Source organism: Nonomuraea sp. NPDC050227 (genome assembly GCF_044459705.1).
In the GTDB taxonomy this organism is placed as follows: Bacteria; Actinomycetota; Actinomycetes; order Streptosporangiales; family Streptosporangiaceae; genus Nonomuraea.
Genome location: NZ_JBITJF010000005.1, coordinates 579,219 through 598,733, shown reverse-complemented (window position 1 = coordinate 598,733; position 19,515 = coordinate 579,219). Strand labels below are relative to the sequence as shown.

Sequence of the window (19,515 nt, the reverse complement as noted above, 5' to 3'; positions counted from 1 at the left end):
TGCTCTGGTTTGCTCCACGTCATGACGTCTGCGTGGGTCGGCGAGCGCGTGCGCCTGAGGGCCATCGAACCGGAGGACTGGGCGGCGCTCTTCGCCTTCGAGGAGGACACCGACGCGGCCAGGAACGGCTGGCGGCTGCCTCCGCCCCGCTCGGCCGCCCAGGCCCAGAAGTGGGCCAGGGAGCTGGCCGAGCAGGAGCCCGACATGGACGAGCTCCGCCTGGTGATCGCCGACGCGGCCGACGGCCGCCCGGTCGGCATGCTCAACACGCACGAGGTCGAGCGCGTGCACGGCACGTTCTGCTACGGCATCTCCATCGGCACGCCCCACCATCGCAAGGGCTACGCCAGCGAGGCGATCGTCCTGCTGCTGCGCTACATGTTCGCCGAGCGCCGCTTCCAGAAGGCCGAGGCGTGGGTCTACAGCTCCAACGAACCGTCGCAGGCCCTGCACCGGCGGCTCGGCTTCGTCGAGGAGGGCCGCCGGCGCAGGAGCCGCTTCGCCGCCGGGCGTTACGACGACGGGATCCTGTTCGGGATGACGGTCGAGGAGTTCACCGAGCGCTACGGCTGAAGCTCGGCCCGCAGCCGCCCGGTGGCCTCGACGACGTGCGCCAGCGAGGCTTCCACCTGCTCGTACGTGCGCGTCTTCAGCCCGCAGTCGGGGTTGACCCAGACCCGCTCGGCCGGCAGCGCCGCCAGCGTCCTGCGCAGCAGGTCCTCGACCTCGTCCGCGCCGGGCACGCGCGGGGAGTGGATGTCGTACACGCCGGGGCCGAGGCCGCGGCCGAACGCGCGCACCGCGCCCAGGATGCGCGCCCCCGAACGGGCCGACTCGATCGTGGTGACGTCGGCGTCCAGGCCGTCGATGGCGGCCAGGATCTGGTCGGCGTCCGAATAGCACAGGTGGGTGTGGATCTGGGTGCGGTCGGCCGCGCCCGAGGTGGCCCGCCGGTACGCCGCCACCGCCCACTCCAGGTAGTCGGCCTGCGCGGCCCGCCGCAGCGGCAGCAGCTCGCGCAGGGCGGGCTCGTCCACCTGGATGATCGACACCCCGGCCGCCTCCAGGTCGCGCACCTCCTCGCGCACCGCGTCGGCCACCTGGAACACCACGTCCCGCAGCGGCAGGTCGTCGCGGACGAACGACCAGGCCACGATCGTCACCGGCCCGGTGAGCATGCCCTTGACCGGCTTGGCGGTGAGCGACTGCGCGTAGGAGGCCCAGCGCACGGTGACGGGCCCGGGACGGCCGACGTCGCCGTGCAGGATCGGCGGCCGGGTGCAGCGCGACCCGTACGACTGGACCCAGCCGTTCCTGGTGACCGTGAACCCGTCCAGGTGCTCGGCGAAGTACTGCACCATGTCGTTGCGCTCGGGCTCGCCGTGCACGAGCACGTCCAGGCCGAGGCGTTCCTGCACCCTGACGACGTGCTCGATCTCGGCCTCGACGCGCCGCTCGTAGTCCTCCTCCGGCAGCGTCCCGGCCGCCACGGCCGCCCGCGCCGCGCGCAGCTCGCCGGTCTGCGGGAACGAGCCGATGGTGGTGATCGGCAGCACGGGCAGGCCCAGGTGGGCGGCCTGGGCGGCGGCCCGCACCGGGTACGGCGCCCGCTCCTGCGGCGCGGCCGGCGCGGTCAGCGGCACCGAGGGCGCGGCCGGGACCGGCCCCCGGAAGTCCGGCCCCTCGGCGAGGGTGAGGGCCAGTGCCACCACCTCGGCCACCTTCTGCTCGGCGAACGCCAGCCGTTCCCGCAGCGCCGGATCGAGGTCGGGCTCGGCGTCCACGTCGTAGGGCACGTGCAGCAGCGAGCAGGACGTGCTCACCGTCACCCGGTCCGCGCGCACGCCGCCGAGGGCGGCCAGGGCGCGTTCCGGCGAGGTGCGCCACACGTCGCGGCCCGACACCACGCCCGCGACCACGGTCTTGCCCGGCAGGTCGGGCACGGCGCCGCCGCGCACCAGGTCCACGCCGACCGCCTCGACGGGCGTGCCGGCCAGCACCGGCAGCGCGGGCCCGAGGTCGCCGAAGTAGGAGGCCACGAACAGCGCCGGGCGGACGGCCGCCGACCCCAGCCGGTCGTAGGCGAGCCGCACGGCCGCCAGCTCCTCGGGCGTGCGGTCGCCGACCAGCGCCGGCTCGTCGAGCTGCACCCACTCGACGCCCTCGGCGGCCAGCGCCGCGAGCAGCTCCTCGTAGCAGCCGAGCACGTCCTCCAGCCGCTCGGGCGCCCCGGCCAGCAGCAGGAAGGTCACCGGCCCGACCACGACGGGCCGCGTCTCGTAGCCGAGCGCGCGGGCCTCGCGCACCTCGGCGAGCGGCTTGGCGGCGTCCAGCTTGAAGACGGTCTCCGGGCCGATCTCCGGCACGATGTAGTGGTAGTTGGTGTCGAACCACTTCGTCATCCGCAGCGGCGCCAGCCCCTCGGTGCCCCTGGCCATCGCGAAGTAGGGGTCCTCGGCCGCGCGGTAACGCTCGGGCACCGCGCCCAGCAGCACCGCCGTGTCCAGCACGTGGTCGTACAGGGAGAAGGTGTTGGACGGCAGCCCGCCCAGGCCCAGCTCGGCCAGCCGCCGCCAGGTCCGCTCCCTGATCTCCGCGCCCGTCCGCTCCAGCTCCGCGCGGCCGGACCGCCCGTCCCAGTACGACTCCAGGGCCCGCTTCAGCTCCCGTCGCGGCCCGATCCTCGGGTACCCGAGCACCGTGGACGTGGGGAATGGCGACATCTCAGCTCCTCGATCACGTCGGTCAGATGCGGGAATCGTGTCCGGCGGGGCCTAGGTGGTGCATCATCGATAAGTGCTGCTTATGCTCAAGGAGATCCACTGCTTCCTCCTGGTCGCCGAGCGGCTCGGCTTCTCGGCCGCCGCCGCCGACCTGGGCATGTCGCAGCCCGCCGTGAGCCAGGCCATCACCCGGCTCGAACGCGCCGCCGGGGTCAGGCTCTTCGAGCGCAACGCCCGCGAGGTGCGGTTGACCGCCGAAGGGAAGGGGCTGCTGCCGTACGCCCGGCAGGTGCTCGAATCGGCCCAGGCGTTCACCGCGGAAGCCGCCAGACTGGCCCGGCCGACCATTCACCTGGCTTATCCACCGCTGGTGGGCGCGCTCGCCGCGCGCATCGCCAGACGGCTGGCCGGGCGCGCCCCGGCGATCGGCGTGGAACTCGTCGTGGCCGGACGGGGCGTCGCGGCCCAGGCCCTGGGCAGCGGGGAGGTCTCGGCCGCGATCCTGGCCACGCCGGCGCCCGCGCAGTTCGTCACGGCGGCCCGCTTCCACGTGTCCGTGGACCATCTGGCCGTCCCGCTCGGGCACCGGCTGGCCGGGCACGGCAGGGTCACGCCGGACGACCTGGGCGGCCAGGTGCTGCTGACGCCGGGGAACCGGCCGTGGGCGGGGCTGCCGGGGCGTGCGCGGATGGTGGCCGACGACGACTTCGCCGCCGCGCTCGATCTCGTGGCCGCCGGGGCGGGGGTGCTGCCGATCCCGCAGCTCCTGGTCAGGTCCGTCAGACGGGACGACGTGCGGTTCGTGCCGCTGGAGGCGGGGGAGCTGCGCATCACCTACGCGCTGGCCTGGGCGCGGGAGCGGGTGACGCCGGAGCTGATGGCGCTGGTGCAGGCGGTGCAGGACGCGCTCTGGACCAGATGAGGACGGCTAACTCACAGGCAGGTTCTTCAGGGCCTCGCGGCGGCTCAGGCCGGAGATGCCCTTGGCGCGGACGTACCGGATGACCTCGTCGGGGTTGGTCTTGGCGTACTCGCGTAAGGACCAGCCGATGGCCTTGCGGGCGAAGAAGTCGGTGTCGGACAGGCTGGGCTCGATGCAGGCGTACAACAGGGCCGTGTCGGTACGGGACTTGAAGCGGTTCTGGCACAGGATCGCCGTGCGGCGCTTCCACAGGTCGGCGTCGGCCGCCCACTCCAGCATGAGCGGGCGCATGGTGTCGGGGAAGGCCGCCAGCAGGTCGCCGACGCGGTGGGTGGCCAGCTCGTCGACCAGGTCCCACCAGGCGCCGGTGACGATCATCTCCTCGTACATCGGCACGGTGTAGAGGGTCTGGAAGTCGCGGTAGTAGTGGTGGCCGGTCAGCTCGACGGCGGCGTAACGCTCCTCGCGGTATTCGGCCTCCCGCCACAGCGAGAGCACCGCGCGCCGCCACTCGGGCGCGGAGTCGATGCGGTGGCGGGCGAACACCCGCCGCAGCGCCGCCCGCCTCGGCGTGGCCTGCACGCCGAGGAAGGGCATCTCCGACTTCATGTACGCGCGCATCGGCTCGGCCTTGTCCGGCTCGGCGACCTCCTCAAGGGCCAGCCGCACCGCCTTGCCCAGGCTCATCCCTGACGCTGGGTCGTGCGCTCGCCGGTGGCGAGCCCGTCGAACAGCACCGTGATGTAGTGCTCGGCCAGCGCGGTGGTGTTGAGCCTGCCGCCGGGACGGAACCAGCGCACGGCCACCCAGATGGTGTCGCGGATCATCCGGTAGGTCAGCTTGGGATCGACGTCGGCCCTGAACAGCCCGGCCGCCTGACCGGCCTTGATCTGGGTCACCCAGATCTGCTCGACCTCGTCCTCGGCCTTGACCAGGTAGTTGAAGCGCTCGAACTGGCGCAGGTAGTTCCAGTCGTTCTGCATGACGGTGATCGCGGCGCGGTGGGGCTCCAGCGTGCCGAAGCCGATGCGGACCATCTCCGACAGGACCGTGCGGGCGTCGGAGCTGGTGTCGACGGCGGCGCGGTAGCGGGCGATGAGGTCGTCGAGGAAGGTGGACAGCACCTCGTCGACGATCGTCTCCTTGGAGTCGAAGTGGTGGTAGAGGCTGCCGGACAGGATGCCCGCCTCGTCGGCGATCTCGCGTACGGTCGTGGCCTGGAAGCCCTTGCGCGCGAAGAGCTCCGCGGCGAGTTTGACGAGGTGGTCGCGCCGCTCTGAGGCCGCCCCAGTGGAGGAGGCGCGCTGGCGCTTCGCCGGTGACGTGGTGGTGCCGGAGTTCTTTCGCGTGGTCACGTTTCCCATTATGAGCCCTCAGACAATCGCTTGTTCACACGTCAGGCCCAGCTCGTGGGGCATTATCTTGCTTACCAAGCGCTTGTTAGGATGCGGGGATGAACGAGGCTTACATCGTCGCCGCCGTCCGTACCCCCGTCGGGCGCAGGAACGGCGGGCTGGCCGCGGCCCACCCCGCCGACCTCGGCGCGCACGTGCTCCGCGAGCTGATGGACCGCGCGGACGCCGATCCCGCCGCCGTCGAGGACGTGATCTTCGGCTGCGTGGACACGATCGGGCCGCAGGCCGGGGACGTCGCGCGTACCTGCTGGCTGGCCGCCGGGCTGCCCGAGGAGGTGCCGGGCGTCACCGTCGACCGCCAGTGCGGCTCCTCGCAGCAGGCACTGCACTTCGCCGCCCAGGCCGTGCTGTCGGGCACCAGCGACCTGGTGGTGGCGGGCGGCGTGCAGAACATGAGCATGATCCCGATCTCCTCGGCCATGCTGGCGGGCCGGCCGCTCGGGCACGAGACCCCGTACGCCGGGTCCAAGGGCTGGTCCGCCCGCTACGGCACGGCGGAGGTCTCCCAGTTCGCCGGTGCCGAGCAGATGGCGGTGGCCTGGGACCTGTCGCGCGAGGACATGGAGCGTTATGCCTACGAGTCCCACCGCCGCGCGCTGCGGGCCGTGGACGAGGGGCGCTTCCGGCGCGAGATCGTCCCCTATGAGGACGTCGCCGACGACGAGGCGCCCCGCCGGGACACCACGCCGGAGAAGATGGCCGCGCTCCGGCCGCTGACCGAAGGGGGGCGGCTCACGGCGGCGCTGGCGTCCCAGATCTCCGACGGCGCGGCGGCGCTGCTGGTCGCCTCGCCCCGGGCCGTACGCGACCACGGGCTGACCCCGCGCGCCCGCGTGCACCACCTCTCGGCGCGCGGCGCGGACCCGATCATGATGCTCTCCGCGCCCATCCCCGCCACGGCCCACGCCCTGTCCCGGACCGGTCTGGCCATCGACGACTTCGACGCGATCGAGATCAACGAGGCGTTCGCCTCCGTCGTGCTGGCCTGGACCAAGGAGACCGGCGCCGACCCGGCCCGGGTGAACCCCAACGGCGGCGCCATCGCGCTCGGCCATCCGCTCGGCGCGACCGGCGCGGTCCTGACCGTGAAGCTGCTGCACGAACTCGAACGCACCGGCGGCCGGTACGGCCTGCAGACGATGTGCGAAGGCGGGGGACAGGCGAACGTCACCGTCATCGAACGCCTCGGCTGAAAGGCCGCGCCGCGCAACTGAAGTGAGCATTTGCAGCAATGGTTGAATAAGACACGGAAGGAGCCGGGCTGACATCAGAAAATGCCTCTAGCAAATAGGAAACTTTCCTATTAGATTTCGGGTCATGCCCCTCAGCGGTGACCTTCTTCGCCTCGCCGACGCCGTCCTCCTCCCTGGTTTCGCGGGACAGATGCCTCCGGACTGGATCCGCCGCCGACTCGGCGAGGGACTGGCCGGCGTGGTGCTGTTCTCCCGCAACATCGCCGACCCCGCGCAGGTCGCCCGGCTCACCGCCGCGCTGCGCGCGGAGAACCCCGCGGTGCTCGTCGGCACCGACGAGGAGTCCGGCGAGGTCACCCGGCTGGAGGTGAGCACCGGCAGCAGCCGTCCCGGCGGGTACGCGCTCGGCGTCGTGGACGACGTCGGCCTCACCGAGGCGCTGGCCAGGGACATGGGCGGCGAACTGGCGGCCGCGGGCATCACGATCGACTTCGCCCCGTCCGCCGACGTCAACTCCAACCCCGACAACCCGGTCATCGGCCTGCGCTCCTTCGGAGCCGACCCCGCGCTCGTCGCCCGGCACACCAGGGCGTTCGTCCGCGGCATGCAGTCGGCCGGGGTGGCCGCCTGCGCCAAGCACTTCCCCGGCCACGGGGACACCACCGTCGACTCCCACCACGGCGTGCCCGTGGTGGCCGACGCCGGCATCGAGGAGGCGCTCTTCCCGTTCCGGGAGGCGATCAAGGAGGGGGTCAGGTCGATCATGACCGGCCACCTGCTGGTGCCCTCCTACGACGCCGAGCTGCCCGCCACGCTCAGCCCCAAGGTCCTCACGGGCCTGCTGCGCGAGGAGCTGGGCTTCCAGGGAATGATCATCACGGACGGCATAGAAATGGCCGCGGTGTCGGGGGCGTACGGGATCGGGGGCGCCTCCGCCCGCGCCATAGCCGCGGGGGCCGACGCGATCTGCGTGGGCGGCGAGCGGGCCGACGAGGCCACCGCCGTCGAGGTCCGCGACGCCATCGCCGCCGCCGTGACCGAAGGACTGCTGCCCGAGGAGCGACTGGCCGACGCCGCACGCAGGGTCCGCGAGCTGGCCGCCTGGACCACCTCCTCGGGCAGCCCCGTACCGGAGGACGGCTACCTAGGGCTCTCCGCCGCCCGCCGGGCCGTCCGCGTCACCCGCAGGTCCACGGCCCCCGTGCTGCCGCTCACCGGGGCGGCGCACGTGGTCGAGCTGACGCCCGAGATGAACCTGGCCATCGACAAGGGCACCCCGTGGGGCGTCGGCGAGCCGCTCGGACGGCTGCTGCCCGGCACCGCCGTCACCCGGCTGGCGGCCGGGGACACCACCGGGGCCAGGCTGGAGCGGCTGATCGGCGAGGCGGCGCAGCGCCCGCTGGTGATCGTGGTCCGCGACGCCCACCGCTACGCCTGGCAGGGCGAGGCGCTGCGGCACCTGCTCAGCGCCCGGCCGGACGCCGTCGTCGTGGAGATGGGCCTGCCCGCCCGCTCCGACCTCGGCGCCGTGCACATCGCCACGTACGGGTCGGCGCGGGTCTGCGGCCAGGCGGCGGCGGAGGTGCTCACCGGTACGCTGTGACACCGTGATCCTCGACGGCGAAGACCTCTCCCACAGCCGCCCCGCCCTCCACGACGACGGGCCGCACGTCTTCCGCGGCTGCGACCTGACCGAGGCCGACCTGTCCGGAGCCGCGCTGGCCGGCGCCCGCTTCGAGTCCTGCGTGCTCGACGGCGCCGACCTGCGCAAGGCCGACCTCGACGGCGCGGTCTTCGCGGGCGGCGGAGGCATGCGCCCGAGGTTCAACGACGCCGACCTGATCGACGCCACGTTCACCGACGTCGACCTGTCCTCGGCCCAGTTCGGCGGCGCCCTGCTCACCGACGCCTCCTTCCAGGGCTGCCGCATGATCGGCGCCGCGCTCACGGCCTCGCGCGGCACCGGCTTCAAGGTCGCGCGGTGCAACCTGACGCTGGCCAACCTCGGCGGCTGCTCGCTGCGCGGCGAGTTCATCGAGGGCGTGCGCTTCGACGACGCCGACCTGTCGGGCTGCGACTTCACCGAGGCCACCTTCAGCGACTGCCGGCTCATCGGCACGCGGCTGCTCAACACCACGTTCGCCAAGGCCGACCTGCGCGGCGCCGACCTCGGGCAGCCCGACGACGCCAAGCTGCGCGCCTTCGCCGGCGCGATCATCAACCAGACCCAGGCCAACGCCATCCTGCTGGCCCGCGGCATCACCGTCCTGTGAGCCAGGCTCCGCGCGAGCCAGGCGTCGTGCGGGTCACGCGTCGCGTGGGTCAGGCGTCGCGGGTGGGGCTCCGAGTGGGTCAGGCGTCACGGGTCGGGCGCCGCGTGGGTCAGGCCAGGCGTTTGCGCGCCTCCTCGGCCTCGGCCATCACCCGGCCGATCAGCTCGGCGCACGACGGCAGGTCCTCGATCACGCCCACCACCTGCCCCGAGGCCATCACCCCGAGATCGGCCCGGCCGTCCACCATCGCCGCGCGCAGCAGCACCGGCGTGTTGGCCGCCTGGAGCACCTGCGCCCAGGTCAGCTCCCGGCCGCGGCGCATCCGCCGTCCCTCGCGGACCAGCGCGCCCCACGACAGGCCGGACAGCCGCCGGAACCGGGCGCCGTTCAGCACCGCGCGCAGCAGCCGCGACCGTTCCAGCGAGGCCACGAACGGGGTGCTGAGCACGCGGTGCGGCACGCCGTCCACCCTGGTCGTCACGACGGTCTCGCGGGCGGCCAGGTAGACGTCCTTGACCGCGCCGGGCACCGGGGACTCGCGGGTCAGCAGGAACCGGGTGCCCATGGCGATCCCGCACGCGCCGTAGGCCAGCGCGGCGACCAGGCCCCGGCCGTCGAAGAAGCCGCCCGCCGCGATCACCGGGATGTCCACCGCGTCCACGACCTGCGGCAGCAGCAGCGTGGTGGCCAGCGGGCCGGTGTGCCCGCCGCCCTCGCCGCCCTGCACGATCACCGCGTCCACACCCCACGCGGCCACCTTCTCGGCGTGCCTGCGCGCCCCCACCGACGGGATGGTGACGACCCCCGCGTCCTTGAGCCGGGCGATCAGCTCGCGCCGGGGCGCCTGGGCGAACGACGCCACCCGCACGCCCTCCCTGATCATCACCGCCACCCGCTCGGCCGCGTCGTCGGCGTCGGAGCGGATGTTCACCCCGAAGGGGGCGTCGGTCCGCTCCTTGACCCGCCTGACCGCCGCCGTCATCTCGGGCACCGACATGGTGGCGGCGCCGATCACGCCCAGCCCGCCCGCCGCCGAGACGGCCGCGGCCAGCCGGGCGCCCGCGACGTACCCCATGCCGGTCTGGACGACGGGATGGCGGCAGCCGGTGAGCTCGGTCAGCGCCGTCCTCACCGGGCCACCTCGCGGTCGCGCGCCCGGCCGGGGTCCAGCCGGTCCAGGACGGCCAGCTCCCCGGCGTCCGGCTCCCGCGTCGTGGGCACCTCCGGCGGGACGACCAGGTCGAAGCCGGTGGCGGCCAGCACGTCGGCCACGCTCACCCCCGGATGCGTGGACACCAGGCGCATCGAGCCGTCGGGCGTGCCGAAGTCGAGCACCGCCAGGTCCGTCACCACCCGCCGCAGCTCGTACGCCCCCCGGTCGGTGCCCAGCCCGCTCACCATGTCCACCTCGGGCACGAACACCCGCCGCGAGTGCCGCGGGATCCAGTAGCTCGTCGGGTCGCACCGCGTGTTCCCCGGCGCCCCGCGCACCCCGAGGAGCTGCGCCTTGGGACGGGCCCAGTCGCCGATGCAGGAGATGTTGCTGTTCCCGTGCCGGTCGATCTGGCTCGCGCCGAGCATCACGTGCCGGCGGCCGTTCAGCACCAGCCACAGGTGCTCCCGGAACGGCAGCCACCCCTCCACCACCCCGGGCGCCGCCCCCAGCGCGGGCACGTCGCCGGTGAGCAGGCAGACGCCGTCGGAGGTGAGCAGATCGGGCTCGAACGTCAGCCGGGCCAGCCGCGCGGCCAGCACCGTGATGGCCCCGCCGATCCCGGCCGCCAGGATCTCCCCGTCGCCCCTGAACGCCTCCGCGCAGGCCAGCACGCACACGTCAGCCCTGCTCGTCTCACTTCCACTCATCGACGCCGCCCTCCACGTACCGCCGCTGCCGCTCCTCGTCGCGCCCGTAGTCCGGCTCGCACGAGGTGAACCCGGCCCCGCCGGGCGCCTCGACCACGCCGGTCACCATCGACCGGCTGATCAGCAACGACTGCACCGGCCCCTCCTTCAGCAGGTCGGCGGTGTCCACCAGCCGCTCGCAGGACACGTAGCAGCGCCCGGCCGCCTTGGCGTACAGGTCGTCGAAGTACGGGTCAGGGCCCAGATACTGGGCGTTCCCGCGGGCGTCGGCCCGGTTCAGGTGCACCAGCGCCACGTCCATGGTCAGGGCGGGCACCGCGACCAGTTCCTCCCCGTCCCCGTACGGCGAGCGCACGGTCCGCAGCTCCGGGTTCACCCGCAGCACGCCGGACCCCAGCCCCGCCCGCGTCGGCAGGAACGGCAGCCGGTGCGCCGCCGCCAGCAGCCCGAACATGAACATGCCCTCGTCGTACTCGGTGAACTCGACCGTGCCGGCCTGCCTGGCCGCCCGGAAGTGCGGTTCGAGGGGGATGGAGTCGAGCGTGACGAACGGCGCCACGACCCGGCGCACCTTGCCCGCCGCGCACAACATGCCGACGTCCGGGCCGCCGTAGGAGACGACCGTCAGATCCCGGACGGACGTCCGCAACAGGCCGCCCACCAGGGCCATGGGCTTGCGCCGCGAGCCCCAGCCGCCGATCCCGACCGTCATCCCGCTCTCCACCGAGGCCGCGACCTCCTCGACGGACATCACCTTGCTCATCGGAACCGCTCCCTGTGCTCGTCGCCCATGCCCATGAGGTTCAGCTCGAAGGTGAAGCCCTGCTCGAAGCGGTAGCTGCGCCGCACGTCCACCGGGTCGATGCCGTTCAGCGACTCCTTGGCGCGGCGGATGACGTACGGGTCCTTGGCCGCGATCTGCCCGGCCACCTCCATCGCCGCCGCGCGCAGCTTGTCGCGCGGCACCACCTCCAGCACCGACCCGAACACGTGCAGCTCGGCCGCCGTGACGTTCCGGCACGTGTAGACCATGGCCCGCATGAGGTGCTGGGGCACCAGCCGGGCCAGGTGCGTGGCCGCCCCGAGCGCGCCGCGGTCCACCTCGGGCAGCCCGAAGTAGGCGTCCTCGCTGGCCACCACCACGTCCGCGTTGCCGGCCAGGCCGACGCCGCCGCCCAGGCAGTGTCCGTGCACGGCGGCGAGCACCGGCACCTCGCACTCGTAGACGGCCGCGAACGCCTCGAAACACTGCCGGTTCGCGCCGACGAGCGCCGTGTGCCCGGGATCGGCCTGCATCTCCTTGATGTCCACGCCGGCGTTGAACCCGCGGCCCTCGGCCCGCAGCACCACCACCCTGGTCGCCGGGTCACGCCCGGCCGCGCGCACCGCCGCCGCCAGGTCGGCCCAGCCCTGGACGGTCAACGCGTTCACCGGCGGCACGTCCACCACGACCTCGGCGACCGGCCCGTCCCGCAGTGTGATCCCCATCGCGCTCCCTGGTCGCACCTAACGCTTGCTTGGTACGGTAGCACCCGTGACGGTCACTTACGACTACACGGGCAGGTCCGTGCTGGTGACGGGCGGCACCCAGGGCATCGGCGCGGGCATCGCCAGGGCCTTCCGCGCGGCCGGCGCCGACGTGACGGTCTGCGCCAGGAAGGACCCCGGCCCCCTGGACGGCCTGCGCTTCGTCCAGGCCGACGTGCGCGTCCCGGCGGACGTCGAACGGCTGGTCGCCGGGTTCGACCGGCTGGACGTGCTGGTCAACAACGCCGGCGGCTCGCCGCCCGCCCCCGTGTCGGGCACCTCGCCGCGCCTGCACGCCCGCGTCATCGAGCTCAACCTGACCGCCCCCTTGCTGGTCTCCCAGCGGGCCCACCCGCTGCTGGCCGCCGTCCGCGGGGCGATCGTGATGATCGGCAGCGTCAGCGGCGCCCGTCCCTCGCCCGGCACCGCCGCGTACGGCGCCGCCAAGGCGGGCCTGCACCACCTGGCCCGCTGCCTGGCCGCCGAATGGGCCCCCGAGGTCAGGGTCAACTCGGTCGTGGTCGGCCTGGCCGACACCACGGCGGCCGAGCGGTACACCGGCCAGGGCCGGGCGGATGCCACCATCCCCGCGGGCCGCCCGGCCACGCCCGCCGACGTGGCCGCGGCCTGCCTGTGGCTGGCCGCCCCCGGCTACGTGACCGGCGCCGAGGTGCGGGTGGACGGCGGCGGCGAGATCCCCGCCTGGCAACACCTAGCTTCTGGCGATATTTCTTGATATCTGTGCATGATCCCCTTGGGAGGTCTTGTGGGCATTTGCGCTGGCCGCGTGGTGATCGTGACAGGCGCCGGACGCGGCATCGGCAGGCAGCACGCCCTGGAGTTCGCCCGGCAGGGCGCCCGCGTCGTGGTGAACGACCTCGGCACCGCCCGCGACGGCGGCGGCGCGTCGTCCGGCCCGGCCCACGAGGTCGTCGCCGAGATCGAGGCCCTCGGCGGCCGGGCGGTGGCCAACTGCGACGACGTGTCCGACTGGGCCGGCGCCGCCCGCCTGGTGAAGACCGCCGTCAGCGCGTACGGCCGGCTGGATGTCCTGGTCAACAACGCCGGCTTCCTGCGCGACCGCATGCTGGTCTCGATGACCGAGCAGGACTGGGACGACGTCGTCCGCGTGCACCTCAAAGGCCACTTCCTGCCGCTGCGGCACGCGGCCGCGTACTGGCGGGAGCGGTCGAAGGCGGGCGAGGAGGTGTCCGGCAGGGTGGTCAACACCTCCTCGGGCGCGGGCCTGCTGGGCAGCGTCGGCCAGGCCGGCTATTCGGCGGCCAAGGCCGGGATCGCCGCGCTCACCCAGGTCGCCGCCGCCGAGCTGGCCCGCTACGGCGTCACCGTCAACGCCATCGCGCCGGCCGCCCGCACCCGGATGACCGAGGAGGTGTTCGCGGCGACCATGGCCAGGCCGCAGGCCGGGTTCGACCCCATGGACCCGGCGAACGTCGCCCCGCTCGTGGTCTGGCTCGGCTCGGCGGCCTCCGCGCACGTGACGGGCCGGGTCTTCGAGGTCGAGGGCGGCACGATCGCGCTGGCCACCGGCTGGCGGCACGGCCCCGCCGCGGACCGGGGCGGCCGCTGGTCGCCGGAGGAGGTGGGCGAGGCCGTCGCCACGCTCCTGGAGGCCGCGCCCGCCCCCGAGCCCGTCTACGGCGCGGCCCCCTGACCCCCGCCCACTAGCGGACCAGCCCGGGCACGGACGTCTGGCCGTCCCCCCGCAGCGCGAACAGCTCGGTGGCGCGCCCCGAGGTCACGTCCACCGCATAGACCACGGCGACGGCGCGGGGGTCGTCGTCCGGATAGGCCAGCAACGTCACCTCGCGGGGGGACGTCCAGCCGCCCAGCTTGGCCGGCCGCAGCCCCTCGGCGAGCCCGGACGGCCTGACCCGGCGCTCCGCGCCTCCCTTGACGTCGAAGACGACGATCGTGCCGTCACGCTGCACCATGGGCTCGCGGTTCCGGTCGAGGGTCGTGCCGACGCGGGCGATCGTGCGCCCGTCCGGGGCCAGGGCGCTGAAGTCGTAGGTGTGCTCCGGGACCGTCACCGGGTCGCGGCCGAGCACCCACAACGCCGTGGTGTCCCCCTTGGCCCTGGCCAGCACGACCGGGCCCGTCCCGTCGGCCACGCTCACCGGCCACGAGCCCTTCGGCAGGGAGGCCGACGTGCCGCCCAGCACGTCCACGAGCCGGGGCGCGCCCGTCGCCGACACCACGAACCGCAGGCCGCCGGGGGAGAGCCGCAGCGCGTACTCGGCGGCGAAGTCCAGGTCGTCCTGCCGCAGCGGCGACGTCCACAGCTGGCCGCCGGCCAGGTCCCGGACGACGATCGCGCGCCTGCCGGGGCTGTAGTAGGCGATCCGGCGCCCGTCGGCCGTCGCCTCGACCGGCCCGTTCCGCGGCCCGTCGGTCAGCTCGTACGTGGCGCCGTCCCGGGTCACCAGCCGCCACGGGCACGCCGGGCCGTCGGTGCGGCACATCGGCCGGTAGAACTGCTCGACCGGCGCGACCCCCTTGGCGGGCAGCGGAAGGGCGGTGGCCGCCGGCGGGGTGAGCACGATCGGCGGCGCCGGACGCGCCTGCTGCAGGAGCACGGCGCCGCCGCCCCCGATCACGCAGACCGCCGCCGCGACGCCCACGGCCAGGCGGGTCGCGCGCCTGCGCCGGGCGCGCAGGACGGCCCGCGCCCCCAGGTCGACGACCGGCGCCTGCTCGGCCAGCGCGTGCAGGTCCTCGCGCAGCGTCTTCATCGGTACACCTCCGCGGGGGTGAGGGCGCGCAGCTTGGACAGCGCGTAGTGCGTCTGGCTCTTGACCGTGCCGAGCGAGACGCCCATGAGCCGGGCGGTCTCGTGCTCGGTGCGGTCCTCGTAGAAGCGCAGCACGATCACCGCGCGCTGTTTCGGGGTGAGCCGGGCCAGCGCCTTGAGCAGGGTCAGGCGGCGCACGGTCGCCTCGTCGTGCGCGTGCCCGCCGGTCTCCGGCAGCTCGGCGGCGGGCACCTCGGGCCGCCTGCGCCGGCGCCAGGAGATGGTCTGGTTCACCAGGGCCCGGCGCGCGTACGCCTCGGGGTTGCCGTCCCCGGCGAGCTTGCCCCAATGCGAGGCGACACGGGTGAGGACCGTCTGCAACAGGTCCTCGGCGAGATGGGGGTCTCCGGTGAGCAGGTACGCGGTCCGCATCAGCGACTGCTGACGGGCGCGTACGAACTCGTGGAACCCCTCGTAGCGGTCCATGTAGGACATCAACTCCGCCGCGGGCCCGAAAGTTGGAAATGGTCGTCAGCGCATCGACGACCGGGCGGTGGGACGCAGGCGCAGCCGCACCGGCGGCGCGGTCAGGAGGGGGTCCAGCATGGAGAGGTCCGCCGGGCGCTCGTCCTCGGGCCGGGCGAACCGGGTGAACCACACGAACACGTTCTCCCCGGTCCGGACCGGCAGGCGGGGGAAGGTGTTCTCGGCGTGCTCGCTGTCCAGGCAGCCGACCGGCGGCGTCCCGGCCTCGGCCAGCGCGGGCGCGACCTGACCTGCGAAGAACTCGGCGAAGCCCTCCCCGACGTGGCAGATCGTCGCGACGTACAGGGCGGCGGGCGGCTCGGCGGCGCCCGCGGGCGGCCGTTCCCAGGAGGGCAGCTCCGGACCGGACGGGCGGAGCAGCAGCACGTCGTCGGAGTCGATCATCGTGGCGTTGGCGGCGTCGCGGTGCGCCCGCCAGACGGGGCCGTCGTAGAAGCCCTCCAGCGCCGCCCGGCGCGCCTCCATGTCGGGGAAGGCGCGCAGCCAGGTGAAGGTGTCGGGCGCGTCGGGATCGCGGAAGGTGCCCGCGACGCGCATGCCGAGCGCCTCCTGCGGCTCGACGAACTCGCGCTCGAACAGCGTGATCAGGGTGTCGCGCCGTCCGGGGTGAAGGGTGTACCGCCGTAGCTCGTAGATCATGGCCGGACGTTAGGGCTGGATCACTGCCACCTCATGTCAGCGTCGGCGGCGAACAATGTTCTGATAACTCTGTGCTACCGAATGGCAACGCAGAGTTATATAGTCGCATTGACCTTGATCCCAATGGGTCACAGAAGGTCAAAAAGGGGGCGGCGGCTGCCCAGGGCCCTGGCGTCCGCCGCCTCGCAGGGGTCCACACCGGTGAAGGAGCAGAAGTGATCAAAAGGCTGTGCGCCGCAGGTGCCGTGCTGGCCGCGGCCGCCGGCGTCGCCCTGGCGGCCGTTCCCGCCCACGCTGACACCTGGTCCGACAACTGGAGCAGCAACAGCGACTCGTCGCAGTCGGGCAACAACTTCGGCGACGTCTCCGCGGCCAACCGTGGTGGCTGGGACTCGACCAACGTCAACAACATCAACGGCGTCGCGACCACCGCCACCGACGGCGGCATCGCGGTGACCTACATCTTCTACTGACCTCCGTACAGCTCCGAGGAAGGGACATCGACATGATGAAGAAGCTCTGCGTGACCACCGGCGCCGTCGCCGCGGCCGCCGCCCTGACGCTCCTGTCCGCCCCGGCCCACGCCGACGTCACCGCGGGCAACTCCAGCTCCAACCACGACACCTCCCAGTCGGGCAACAACTTCGGCAACGTCGTGAACGTCAACGTGAGCGGCACCGACGCCACCAGCGTCAACAACGTCAACGGCAACGCCACGACCGCCACCGACGCCAGCCACGCCGGCACCAGCGTCGACTCCTAGCCAGGCCCGGGGGCGCCCTCCGGCGCGGAGAGGGCGTCCCCGTGCGGGCCGGGTCGAGGCGGCCCGGCCCGCCCCCACTACCATCCCTGGATGACGAACTGTGCATATGTCACCTTTGATGACCCAACCGGCCAGGACGACGAGCGTGACCTCGCGCTCTCCCACTGGCACGCCAACGGCATCGAGGGCCGCGCCGAACGCTGGGACGACCCCGCGGCCGACTGGAGCGCCTACGACGCCGTCGTGGTGCGATCGGCCTGGGACTACATCGACCGGCGCGCGGAGTTCCTGGCCTGGGCCCGCCGCGTCGAGTCCGTCACCAAGCTGCTCAACCCGGCCGTCGTCCTGGAGGGCAACACCGACAAGACGTACCTGAGAGACCTGGGCGTGCCGACCGTGCCGACCCATTGGTCCGCCCACGACCTGCCCGACTGGCCCGAGTACGTCGTCAAGCCCGCGATCTCCGCCGGAGCCCGCGACACGACCAGGACCACCGACCGTGACAAGGCGGCGGAGCTGGCCGCCGCGCTCCAGGCCGCGGGGCGGCAGCCGATGGTCCAGCCCTACCTCGACATGGTGGAGTCGGAGGGCGAGACCTCCCTGCTGTACTTCAACGGCCGCCTCAGCCACGCCGTCCGCCGCCATCCGATGCTGGCGGCGGGGGCCACCCTCGACCACAACGCGCGGGCCGAGCTCCGCACCCCGGCCCCGGACCAGGTCGACCTGGCCGAGAAGGTGCTAGCAGCCATTCCCCACGCCCTTCTCTACGCCAGGATCGACCTGGTCCGGCTGTCCGACGGCACGCCGGTGGTCATCGAGCTGGAGCTGACCGAGCCGTACCTGTTCCTGCGCTACGCGCCGGACGCCCCGGCGAACTTCGCCAGGGCCCTGGGGGAGCTGGTCTGATCAGCAGGAGATCCCGCCGTCCACCGGGATGACCGTGCCCGTCAGGTACGACCCCGCCCGCGAGGACAGGAAGACGGCCGCGCCCGCCATGTCGTCGGGCCGGCCGATCCGTCCCAGGGGCACGGTCGAGGCGATGGCGGCGCGGGTGGAGGGGTCGTCCAGGGCGAAGGCCATCATCTTGGAGTCGAACGGGCCGGGGGCGATGGCGTTGACCGTGATGTGCTCCTTGGCCAGCTGCCTGGCCAGGTGGCGGGTCAGCATGTGCACGGCCGCCTTGGTGGAGGAGTAGGCGTAGCTCTCCAGGGCGGGCACCCGGATGCCGTCGATCGAGCCCACGTTGATCACCCGGGCCGGGTCGTCCGGGCCGGCCGCCTGGCGCAGGTTCGGCAGGAACTTCTGGGTCAGGTAGAAGACGCCCTTGACGTTGATGTCCCAGAGCTTGTCGAAGGCGTGCTCCGGATACTCCTCCAGAGGCGCGCCCCAGGTGGCGCCGGCGTTGTTGACCAGCACGTGCAGCGGGCCGCCCACCGCCGTGACCAGCGTGTCCACCCCCTCGGGCGTGGACAGGTCGGCCTGGACGGCCGTGCAGCCCAGCTCGGCGGCGGTCTTGTCGACCTCCGCCGCCTTGCGTGCCGATATGACGACGGTCGCGCCGGCCGCCACGAACCCGGCGGCGATCATGCGGCCGATGCCGCGCGAACCGCCGGTGACGACGACCGTCTTGCCTTCCACCGAGAACAGACTCATGTTCCGGAAGCATGCCATACCGACTGGTCGGTTACTAGCTGCCCTCGTCCTTCACCCAGAGTCGCAGCAGCCCCCGGAAGTGCTCGGTGAACCGCTCGCGCTCGGCCGCCGGGTACGTGGCGGCGACCGTGTCGACCAGTAACCGGTCGAACTCCGGCCCGGCCACCCAATCCAGCACGATCTCGTCGATGTGCCCCAGATGCGTACGGCAGAACTCCTCGTACCGGTCCACCTCGAAGTACCGGTCGGCCAGCTTCCGGTACTGGGCCAGCCGTTCCCCGTAGTCGCCGGTGACCTCGAAGTAGTCGTGCGTCTCCAGGTCGATGCGCGGCCGGCGGCGGGTGGCCACGCAGAACACGCTCCACTTCACCAGCGCCTTGATCGCCCAGGGGAAGTAGTAGTGCAGGCTGGTCAGGGCCACGTCGGGGCAGGCGTTGGCGTAGTCGATCGGGTGCACGTCGGCGCCCTTGACCAGCGTCTCGCAGGAGTTGAACTCCCAGCGGAAGAACGCGTTCACCAGCCGCCCGACGGTGACGACCTCCTCGCCCACGGACGGCGAGAGGAACTCGTGGTCCACGGCGTACCGGGCGTGCATCGGCTCGTCGGGGCGGAAGCGCATGACCATGGTCTCCGCGCCGATCGACAACGACCTGGCGAAGGCGTCGTACCCCTCGACGGACTGCTGGAGGTGCATGAGCATCTCGCCGCTCTGGTCGTAGGCGCGGTGCAGCTCGTCGCGGTCGCGGACGCGGGAGACGCCCCGCCAGGCGCCGCCGTCGTACGGCTTCATGAACAGCGGATAGCCGATGCGCTCGGCGACCGCGTCGAGGTCGAAGGCCCGGTTGTAGCGCTCGGCGGTGTAGGCGTAGCGGGAGTTGTCCAGCGGGTTCTTGTACGGCACCAGCACCGTCTCCGGCACCTTGAGCCCGAGCCGCATCATCGCGCAGTAGGCCGCGTGCTTCTCCATCGACTGGAACGTGAACGGGCTGTTCAGCAGATAGACGTCGTCCATCATGGCGATCTTCTTCAGCCACTCGCGGGGGTGGTAGTACCAGTACGCCAGCCGGTCGATCACCAGCTCGTGACGTGGCTTGGCGCGCAGGTCGAACGGCTCGATCGTGATGCGCTCGACGTCGAACTCGCCCACCCCCTTGATCGGCCCCAACCGGCGTAACACGGTCTCGAACGCCGCCGGCCAGTCCTCCTCGGTCCCCAGCAGCAGCCCAATGAGATGACGCACGAT

22 protein-coding genes are annotated in these 19,515 nt (G+C 72.8%); 10 read left to right on the top strand and 12 right to left on the bottom strand.

The features are described 5' to 3' along the window. Positions 1 to 21 precede the first annotated feature (21 nt). A complete protein-coding gene (locus ACIBK9_RS23065) occupies positions 22 to 573 on the top strand; it encodes a GNAT family N-acetyltransferase (RefSeq protein WP_387681951.1) in 552 nt (183 codons plus the stop codon). Here ACIBK9_RS23065 and metE read toward each other — a convergent pair. Further along, entirely contained in the window at positions 564 to 2,723 is a 2,160-nt protein-coding gene (gene metE, locus ACIBK9_RS23060) for a 5-methyltetrahydropteroyltriglutamate--homocysteine S-methyltransferase (protein WP_397160944.1), read from the bottom strand. The two genes, ACIBK9_RS23065 and metE, sit on opposite strands and share 10 nt — an antisense overlap. Positions 2,724 to 2,805: 82 nt before the next feature. Between metE and ACIBK9_RS23055 the strand changes: the two genes are divergently transcribed. After that, complete coding sequence (locus tag ACIBK9_RS23055; RefSeq protein ID WP_397161082.1) at positions 2,806 to 3,645, top strand: LysR family transcriptional regulator; 840 nt, start codon at positions 2,806 to 2,808, stop codon at positions 3,643 to 3,645. Positions 3,646 to 3,651: 6 nt separating this feature from the next. On the opposite strand, the gene ACIBK9_RS23050 is transcribed toward ACIBK9_RS23055, so the two are convergent. Continuing rightward, on the bottom strand, positions 3,652 to 4,332 hold the full coding sequence (locus ACIBK9_RS23050) for a DNA alkylation repair protein (RefSeq protein ID WP_352363103.1): 681 nt from the start codon (positions 4,330 to 4,332) through the stop codon (positions 3,652 to 3,654). After that, positions 4,329 to 5,000 carry a TetR family transcriptional regulator gene (locus ACIBK9_RS23045; protein WP_352363105.1) on the bottom strand — a complete coding sequence of 224 codons (672 nt, stop codon included), beginning with the start codon at positions 4,998 to 5,000 and terminating at the stop codon, positions 4,329 to 4,331. Before ACIBK9_RS23045 ends, ACIBK9_RS23050 begins: the two co-directional genes overlap by 4 nt. A gap of 98 nt (positions 5,001 to 5,098) precedes the next feature. Here ACIBK9_RS23045 and ACIBK9_RS23040 point away from each other — a divergent pair, with 98 nt between their 5' ends. The 3 genes from ACIBK9_RS23040 to ACIBK9_RS23030 all read left to right on the top strand — a co-directional run bounded on the left by ACIBK9_RS23040 (position 5,099) and on the right by ACIBK9_RS23030 (position 8,526). Continuing rightward, positions 5,099 to 6,253, top strand: a complete 1,155-nt coding sequence (locus tag ACIBK9_RS23040; protein ID WP_397160941.1) for an acetyl-CoA C-acetyltransferase — start codon at positions 5,099 to 5,101, stop codon at positions 6,251 to 6,253. Between the two features lie 124 nt (positions 6,254 to 6,377). After that, a complete protein-coding gene (locus ACIBK9_RS23035) occupies positions 6,378 to 7,856 on the top strand; it encodes a glycoside hydrolase family 3 protein (RefSeq protein ID WP_397160939.1) in 1,479 nt (492 codons plus the stop codon). Between the two features lie 4 nt (positions 7,857 to 7,860). Continuing rightward, the gene (locus ACIBK9_RS23030; RefSeq protein ID WP_364340348.1) at positions 7,861 to 8,526 is read left to right on the top strand and encodes a pentapeptide repeat-containing protein; all 666 of its coding nucleotides are present in this window, start codon (positions 7,861 to 7,863) and stop codon (positions 8,524 to 8,526) included. 109 nt (positions 8,527 to 8,635) lie between these two features. On the opposite strand, the gene ACIBK9_RS23025 is transcribed toward ACIBK9_RS23030, so the two are convergent. From ACIBK9_RS23025 to ACIBK9_RS23010, 4 genes are read right to left on the bottom strand one after another with little or no spacing between them, the layout of a single operon-like run. After that, the gene (locus tag ACIBK9_RS23025; RefSeq protein ID WP_358298495.1) at positions 8,636 to 9,658 is read right to left on the bottom strand and encodes a nitronate monooxygenase; all 1,023 of its coding nucleotides are present in this window, start codon (positions 9,656 to 9,658) and stop codon (positions 8,636 to 8,638) included. Next, positions 9,655 to 10,389 (bottom strand): CoA-transferase subunit beta, encoded by a 735-nt coding sequence (locus tag ACIBK9_RS23020; protein ID WP_397160936.1) that lies wholly within the window; start codon positions 10,387 to 10,389, stop codon positions 9,655 to 9,657. Before ACIBK9_RS23020 ends, ACIBK9_RS23025 begins: the two co-directional genes overlap by 4 nt. Then, positions 10,376 to 11,152, bottom strand: coding sequence for a CoA transferase subunit A (locus tag ACIBK9_RS23015; protein ID WP_397160934.1), 777 nt, complete (start codon positions 11,150 to 11,152; stop codon positions 10,376 to 10,378). The genes ACIBK9_RS23020 and ACIBK9_RS23015 overlap by 14 nt, the downstream gene beginning before the upstream one ends. After that, the gene (locus tag ACIBK9_RS23010) at positions 11,149 to 11,877 is read right to left on the bottom strand and encodes an enoyl-CoA hydratase family protein (protein ID WP_397160932.1); all 729 of its coding nucleotides are present in this window, start codon (positions 11,875 to 11,877) and stop codon (positions 11,149 to 11,151) included. Before ACIBK9_RS23010 ends, ACIBK9_RS23015 begins: the two co-directional genes overlap by 4 nt. 46 nt (positions 11,878 to 11,923) lie before the next feature. Here ACIBK9_RS23010 and ACIBK9_RS23005 point away from each other — a divergent pair, with 46 nt between their 5' ends. Further along, complete coding sequence (locus ACIBK9_RS23005; protein WP_397160930.1) at positions 11,924 to 12,652, top strand: SDR family oxidoreductase; 729 nt, start codon at positions 11,924 to 11,926, stop codon at positions 12,650 to 12,652. A 9-nt stretch (positions 12,653 to 12,661) separates the two neighbouring features. Then, positions 12,662 to 13,591, top strand: coding sequence for an SDR family oxidoreductase (locus ACIBK9_RS23000; RefSeq protein ID WP_397160928.1), 930 nt, complete (start codon positions 12,662 to 12,664; stop codon positions 13,589 to 13,591). Positions 13,592 to 13,601: 10 nt separating this feature from the next. Here ACIBK9_RS23000 and ACIBK9_RS22995 read toward each other — a convergent pair whose 3' ends face one another. The 3 genes from ACIBK9_RS22995 to ACIBK9_RS22985 are packed head-to-tail and all read right to left on the bottom strand — an operon-like array spanning position 13,602 to position 15,856. Further along, positions 13,602 to 14,672 carry a hypothetical protein gene (locus ACIBK9_RS22995; RefSeq protein WP_397160926.1) on the bottom strand — a complete coding sequence of 357 codons (1,071 nt, stop codon included), beginning with the start codon at positions 14,670 to 14,672 and terminating at the stop codon, positions 13,602 to 13,604. Next, positions 14,669 to 15,157, bottom strand: a complete 489-nt coding sequence (locus tag ACIBK9_RS22990) for a SigE family RNA polymerase sigma factor (protein WP_397160924.1) — start codon at positions 15,155 to 15,157, stop codon at positions 14,669 to 14,671. Before ACIBK9_RS22990 ends, ACIBK9_RS22995 begins: the two co-directional genes overlap by 4 nt. Positions 15,158 to 15,202: 45 nt before the next feature. Next, on the bottom strand, positions 15,203 to 15,856 hold the full coding sequence (locus tag ACIBK9_RS22985) for an NIPSNAP family protein (RefSeq protein ID WP_397160922.1): 654 nt from the start codon (positions 15,854 to 15,856) through the stop codon (positions 15,203 to 15,205). A gap of 215 nt (positions 15,857 to 16,071) precedes the next feature. Between ACIBK9_RS22985 and ACIBK9_RS22980 the strand changes: the two genes are divergently transcribed. The 3 genes from ACIBK9_RS22980 (at position 16,072) to ACIBK9_RS22970 (ending at position 17,525) form a co-directional block, all read left to right on the top strand. After that, on the top strand, positions 16,072 to 16,329 hold the full coding sequence (locus tag ACIBK9_RS22980) for a hypothetical protein (RefSeq protein WP_397160920.1): 258 nt from the start codon (positions 16,072 to 16,074) through the stop codon (positions 16,327 to 16,329). A gap of 32 nt (positions 16,330 to 16,361) precedes the next feature. Next, the gene (locus tag ACIBK9_RS22975; RefSeq protein WP_397160918.1) at positions 16,362 to 16,619 is read left to right on the top strand and encodes a hypothetical protein; all 258 of its coding nucleotides are present in this window, start codon (positions 16,362 to 16,364) and stop codon (positions 16,617 to 16,619) included. A gap of 90 nt (positions 16,620 to 16,709) precedes the next feature. Continuing rightward, positions 16,710 to 17,525 (top strand): RimK family alpha-L-glutamate ligase, encoded by an 816-nt coding sequence (locus tag ACIBK9_RS22970; RefSeq protein WP_397160916.1) that lies wholly within the window; start codon positions 16,710 to 16,712, stop codon positions 17,523 to 17,525. Here ACIBK9_RS22970 and ACIBK9_RS22965 read toward each other — a convergent pair whose 3' ends face one another. Together ACIBK9_RS22965 and ACIBK9_RS22960 are read right to left on the bottom strand one after the other, a co-directional pair. Further along, positions 17,526 to 18,272, bottom strand: a complete 747-nt coding sequence (locus ACIBK9_RS22965; RefSeq protein WP_358298473.1) for an SDR family oxidoreductase — start codon at positions 18,270 to 18,272, stop codon at positions 17,526 to 17,528. It lies immediately after the preceding gene. A 34-nt stretch (positions 18,273 to 18,306) separates the two neighbouring features. After that, positions 18,307 to 19,512 (bottom strand): hypothetical protein, encoded by a 1,206-nt coding sequence (locus ACIBK9_RS22960; RefSeq protein WP_397160914.1) that lies wholly within the window; start codon positions 19,510 to 19,512, stop codon positions 18,307 to 18,309. Between the last annotated feature and the right edge of the window lie 3 nt (positions 19,513 to 19,515).

Coding starts and splice junctions, on each gene's coding strand:
- ACIBK9_RS23035 (WP_397160939.1), top strand. CDS start 6,378: ATGCCCCTCAGCGGTGACCTTCTTCGCCTCGCCGACGCCGTCCTCCTC.
- ACIBK9_RS22965 (WP_358298473.1), bottom strand. CDS start 18,272: ATGAGTCTGTTCTCGGTGGAAGGCAAGACGGTCGTCGTCACCGGCGGT.
- ACIBK9_RS23020 (WP_397160936.1), bottom strand. CDS start 10,389: ATGAGTGGAAGTGAGACGAGCAGGGCTGACGTGTGCGTGCTGGCCTGC.
- ACIBK9_RS22990 (WP_397160924.1), bottom strand. CDS start 15,157: ATGGACCGCTACGAGGGGTTCCACGAGTTCGTACGCGCCCGTCAGCAG.
- ACIBK9_RS22970 (WP_397160916.1), top strand. CDS start 16,710: ATGACGAACTGTGCATATGTCACCTTTGATGACCCAACCGGCCAGGAC.
- ACIBK9_RS23040 (WP_397160941.1), top strand. CDS start 5,099: ATGAACGAGGCTTACATCGTCGCCGCCGTCCGTACCCCCGTCGGGCGC.
- ACIBK9_RS23055 (WP_397161082.1), top strand. CDS start 2,806: ATGCTCAAGGAGATCCACTGCTTCCTCCTGGTCGCCGAGCGGCTCGGC.
- ACIBK9_RS22975 (WP_397160918.1), top strand. CDS start 16,362: ATGATGAAGAAGCTCTGCGTGACCACCGGCGCCGTCGCCGCGGCCGCC.
- ACIBK9_RS23015 (WP_397160934.1), bottom strand. CDS start 11,152: ATGAGCAAGGTGATGTCCGTCGAGGAGGTCGCGGCCTCGGTGGAGAGC.
- ACIBK9_RS22985 (WP_397160922.1), bottom strand. CDS start 15,856: ATGATCTACGAGCTACGGCGGTACACCCTTCACCCCGGACGGCGCGAC.
- ACIBK9_RS23065 (WP_387681951.1), top strand. CDS start 22: ATGACGTCTGCGTGGGTCGGCGAGCGCGTGCGCCTGAGGGCCATCGAA.
- ACIBK9_RS23000 (WP_397160928.1), top strand. CDS start 12,662: ATGATCCCCTTGGGAGGTCTTGTGGGCATTTGCGCTGGCCGCGTGGTG.
- ACIBK9_RS23010 (WP_397160932.1), bottom strand. CDS start 11,877: ATGGGGATCACACTGCGGGACGGGCCGGTCGCCGAGGTCGTGGTGGAC.
- ACIBK9_RS23050 (WP_352363103.1), bottom strand. CDS start 4,332: ATGAGCCTGGGCAAGGCGGTGCGGCTGGCCCTTGAGGAGGTCGCCGAG.
- metE (WP_397160944.1), bottom strand. CDS start 2,723: ATGTCGCCATTCCCCACGTCCACGGTGCTCGGGTACCCGAGGATCGGG.
- ACIBK9_RS22995 (WP_397160926.1), bottom strand. CDS start 14,672: ATGAAGACGCTGCGCGAGGACCTGCACGCGCTGGCCGAGCAGGCGCCG.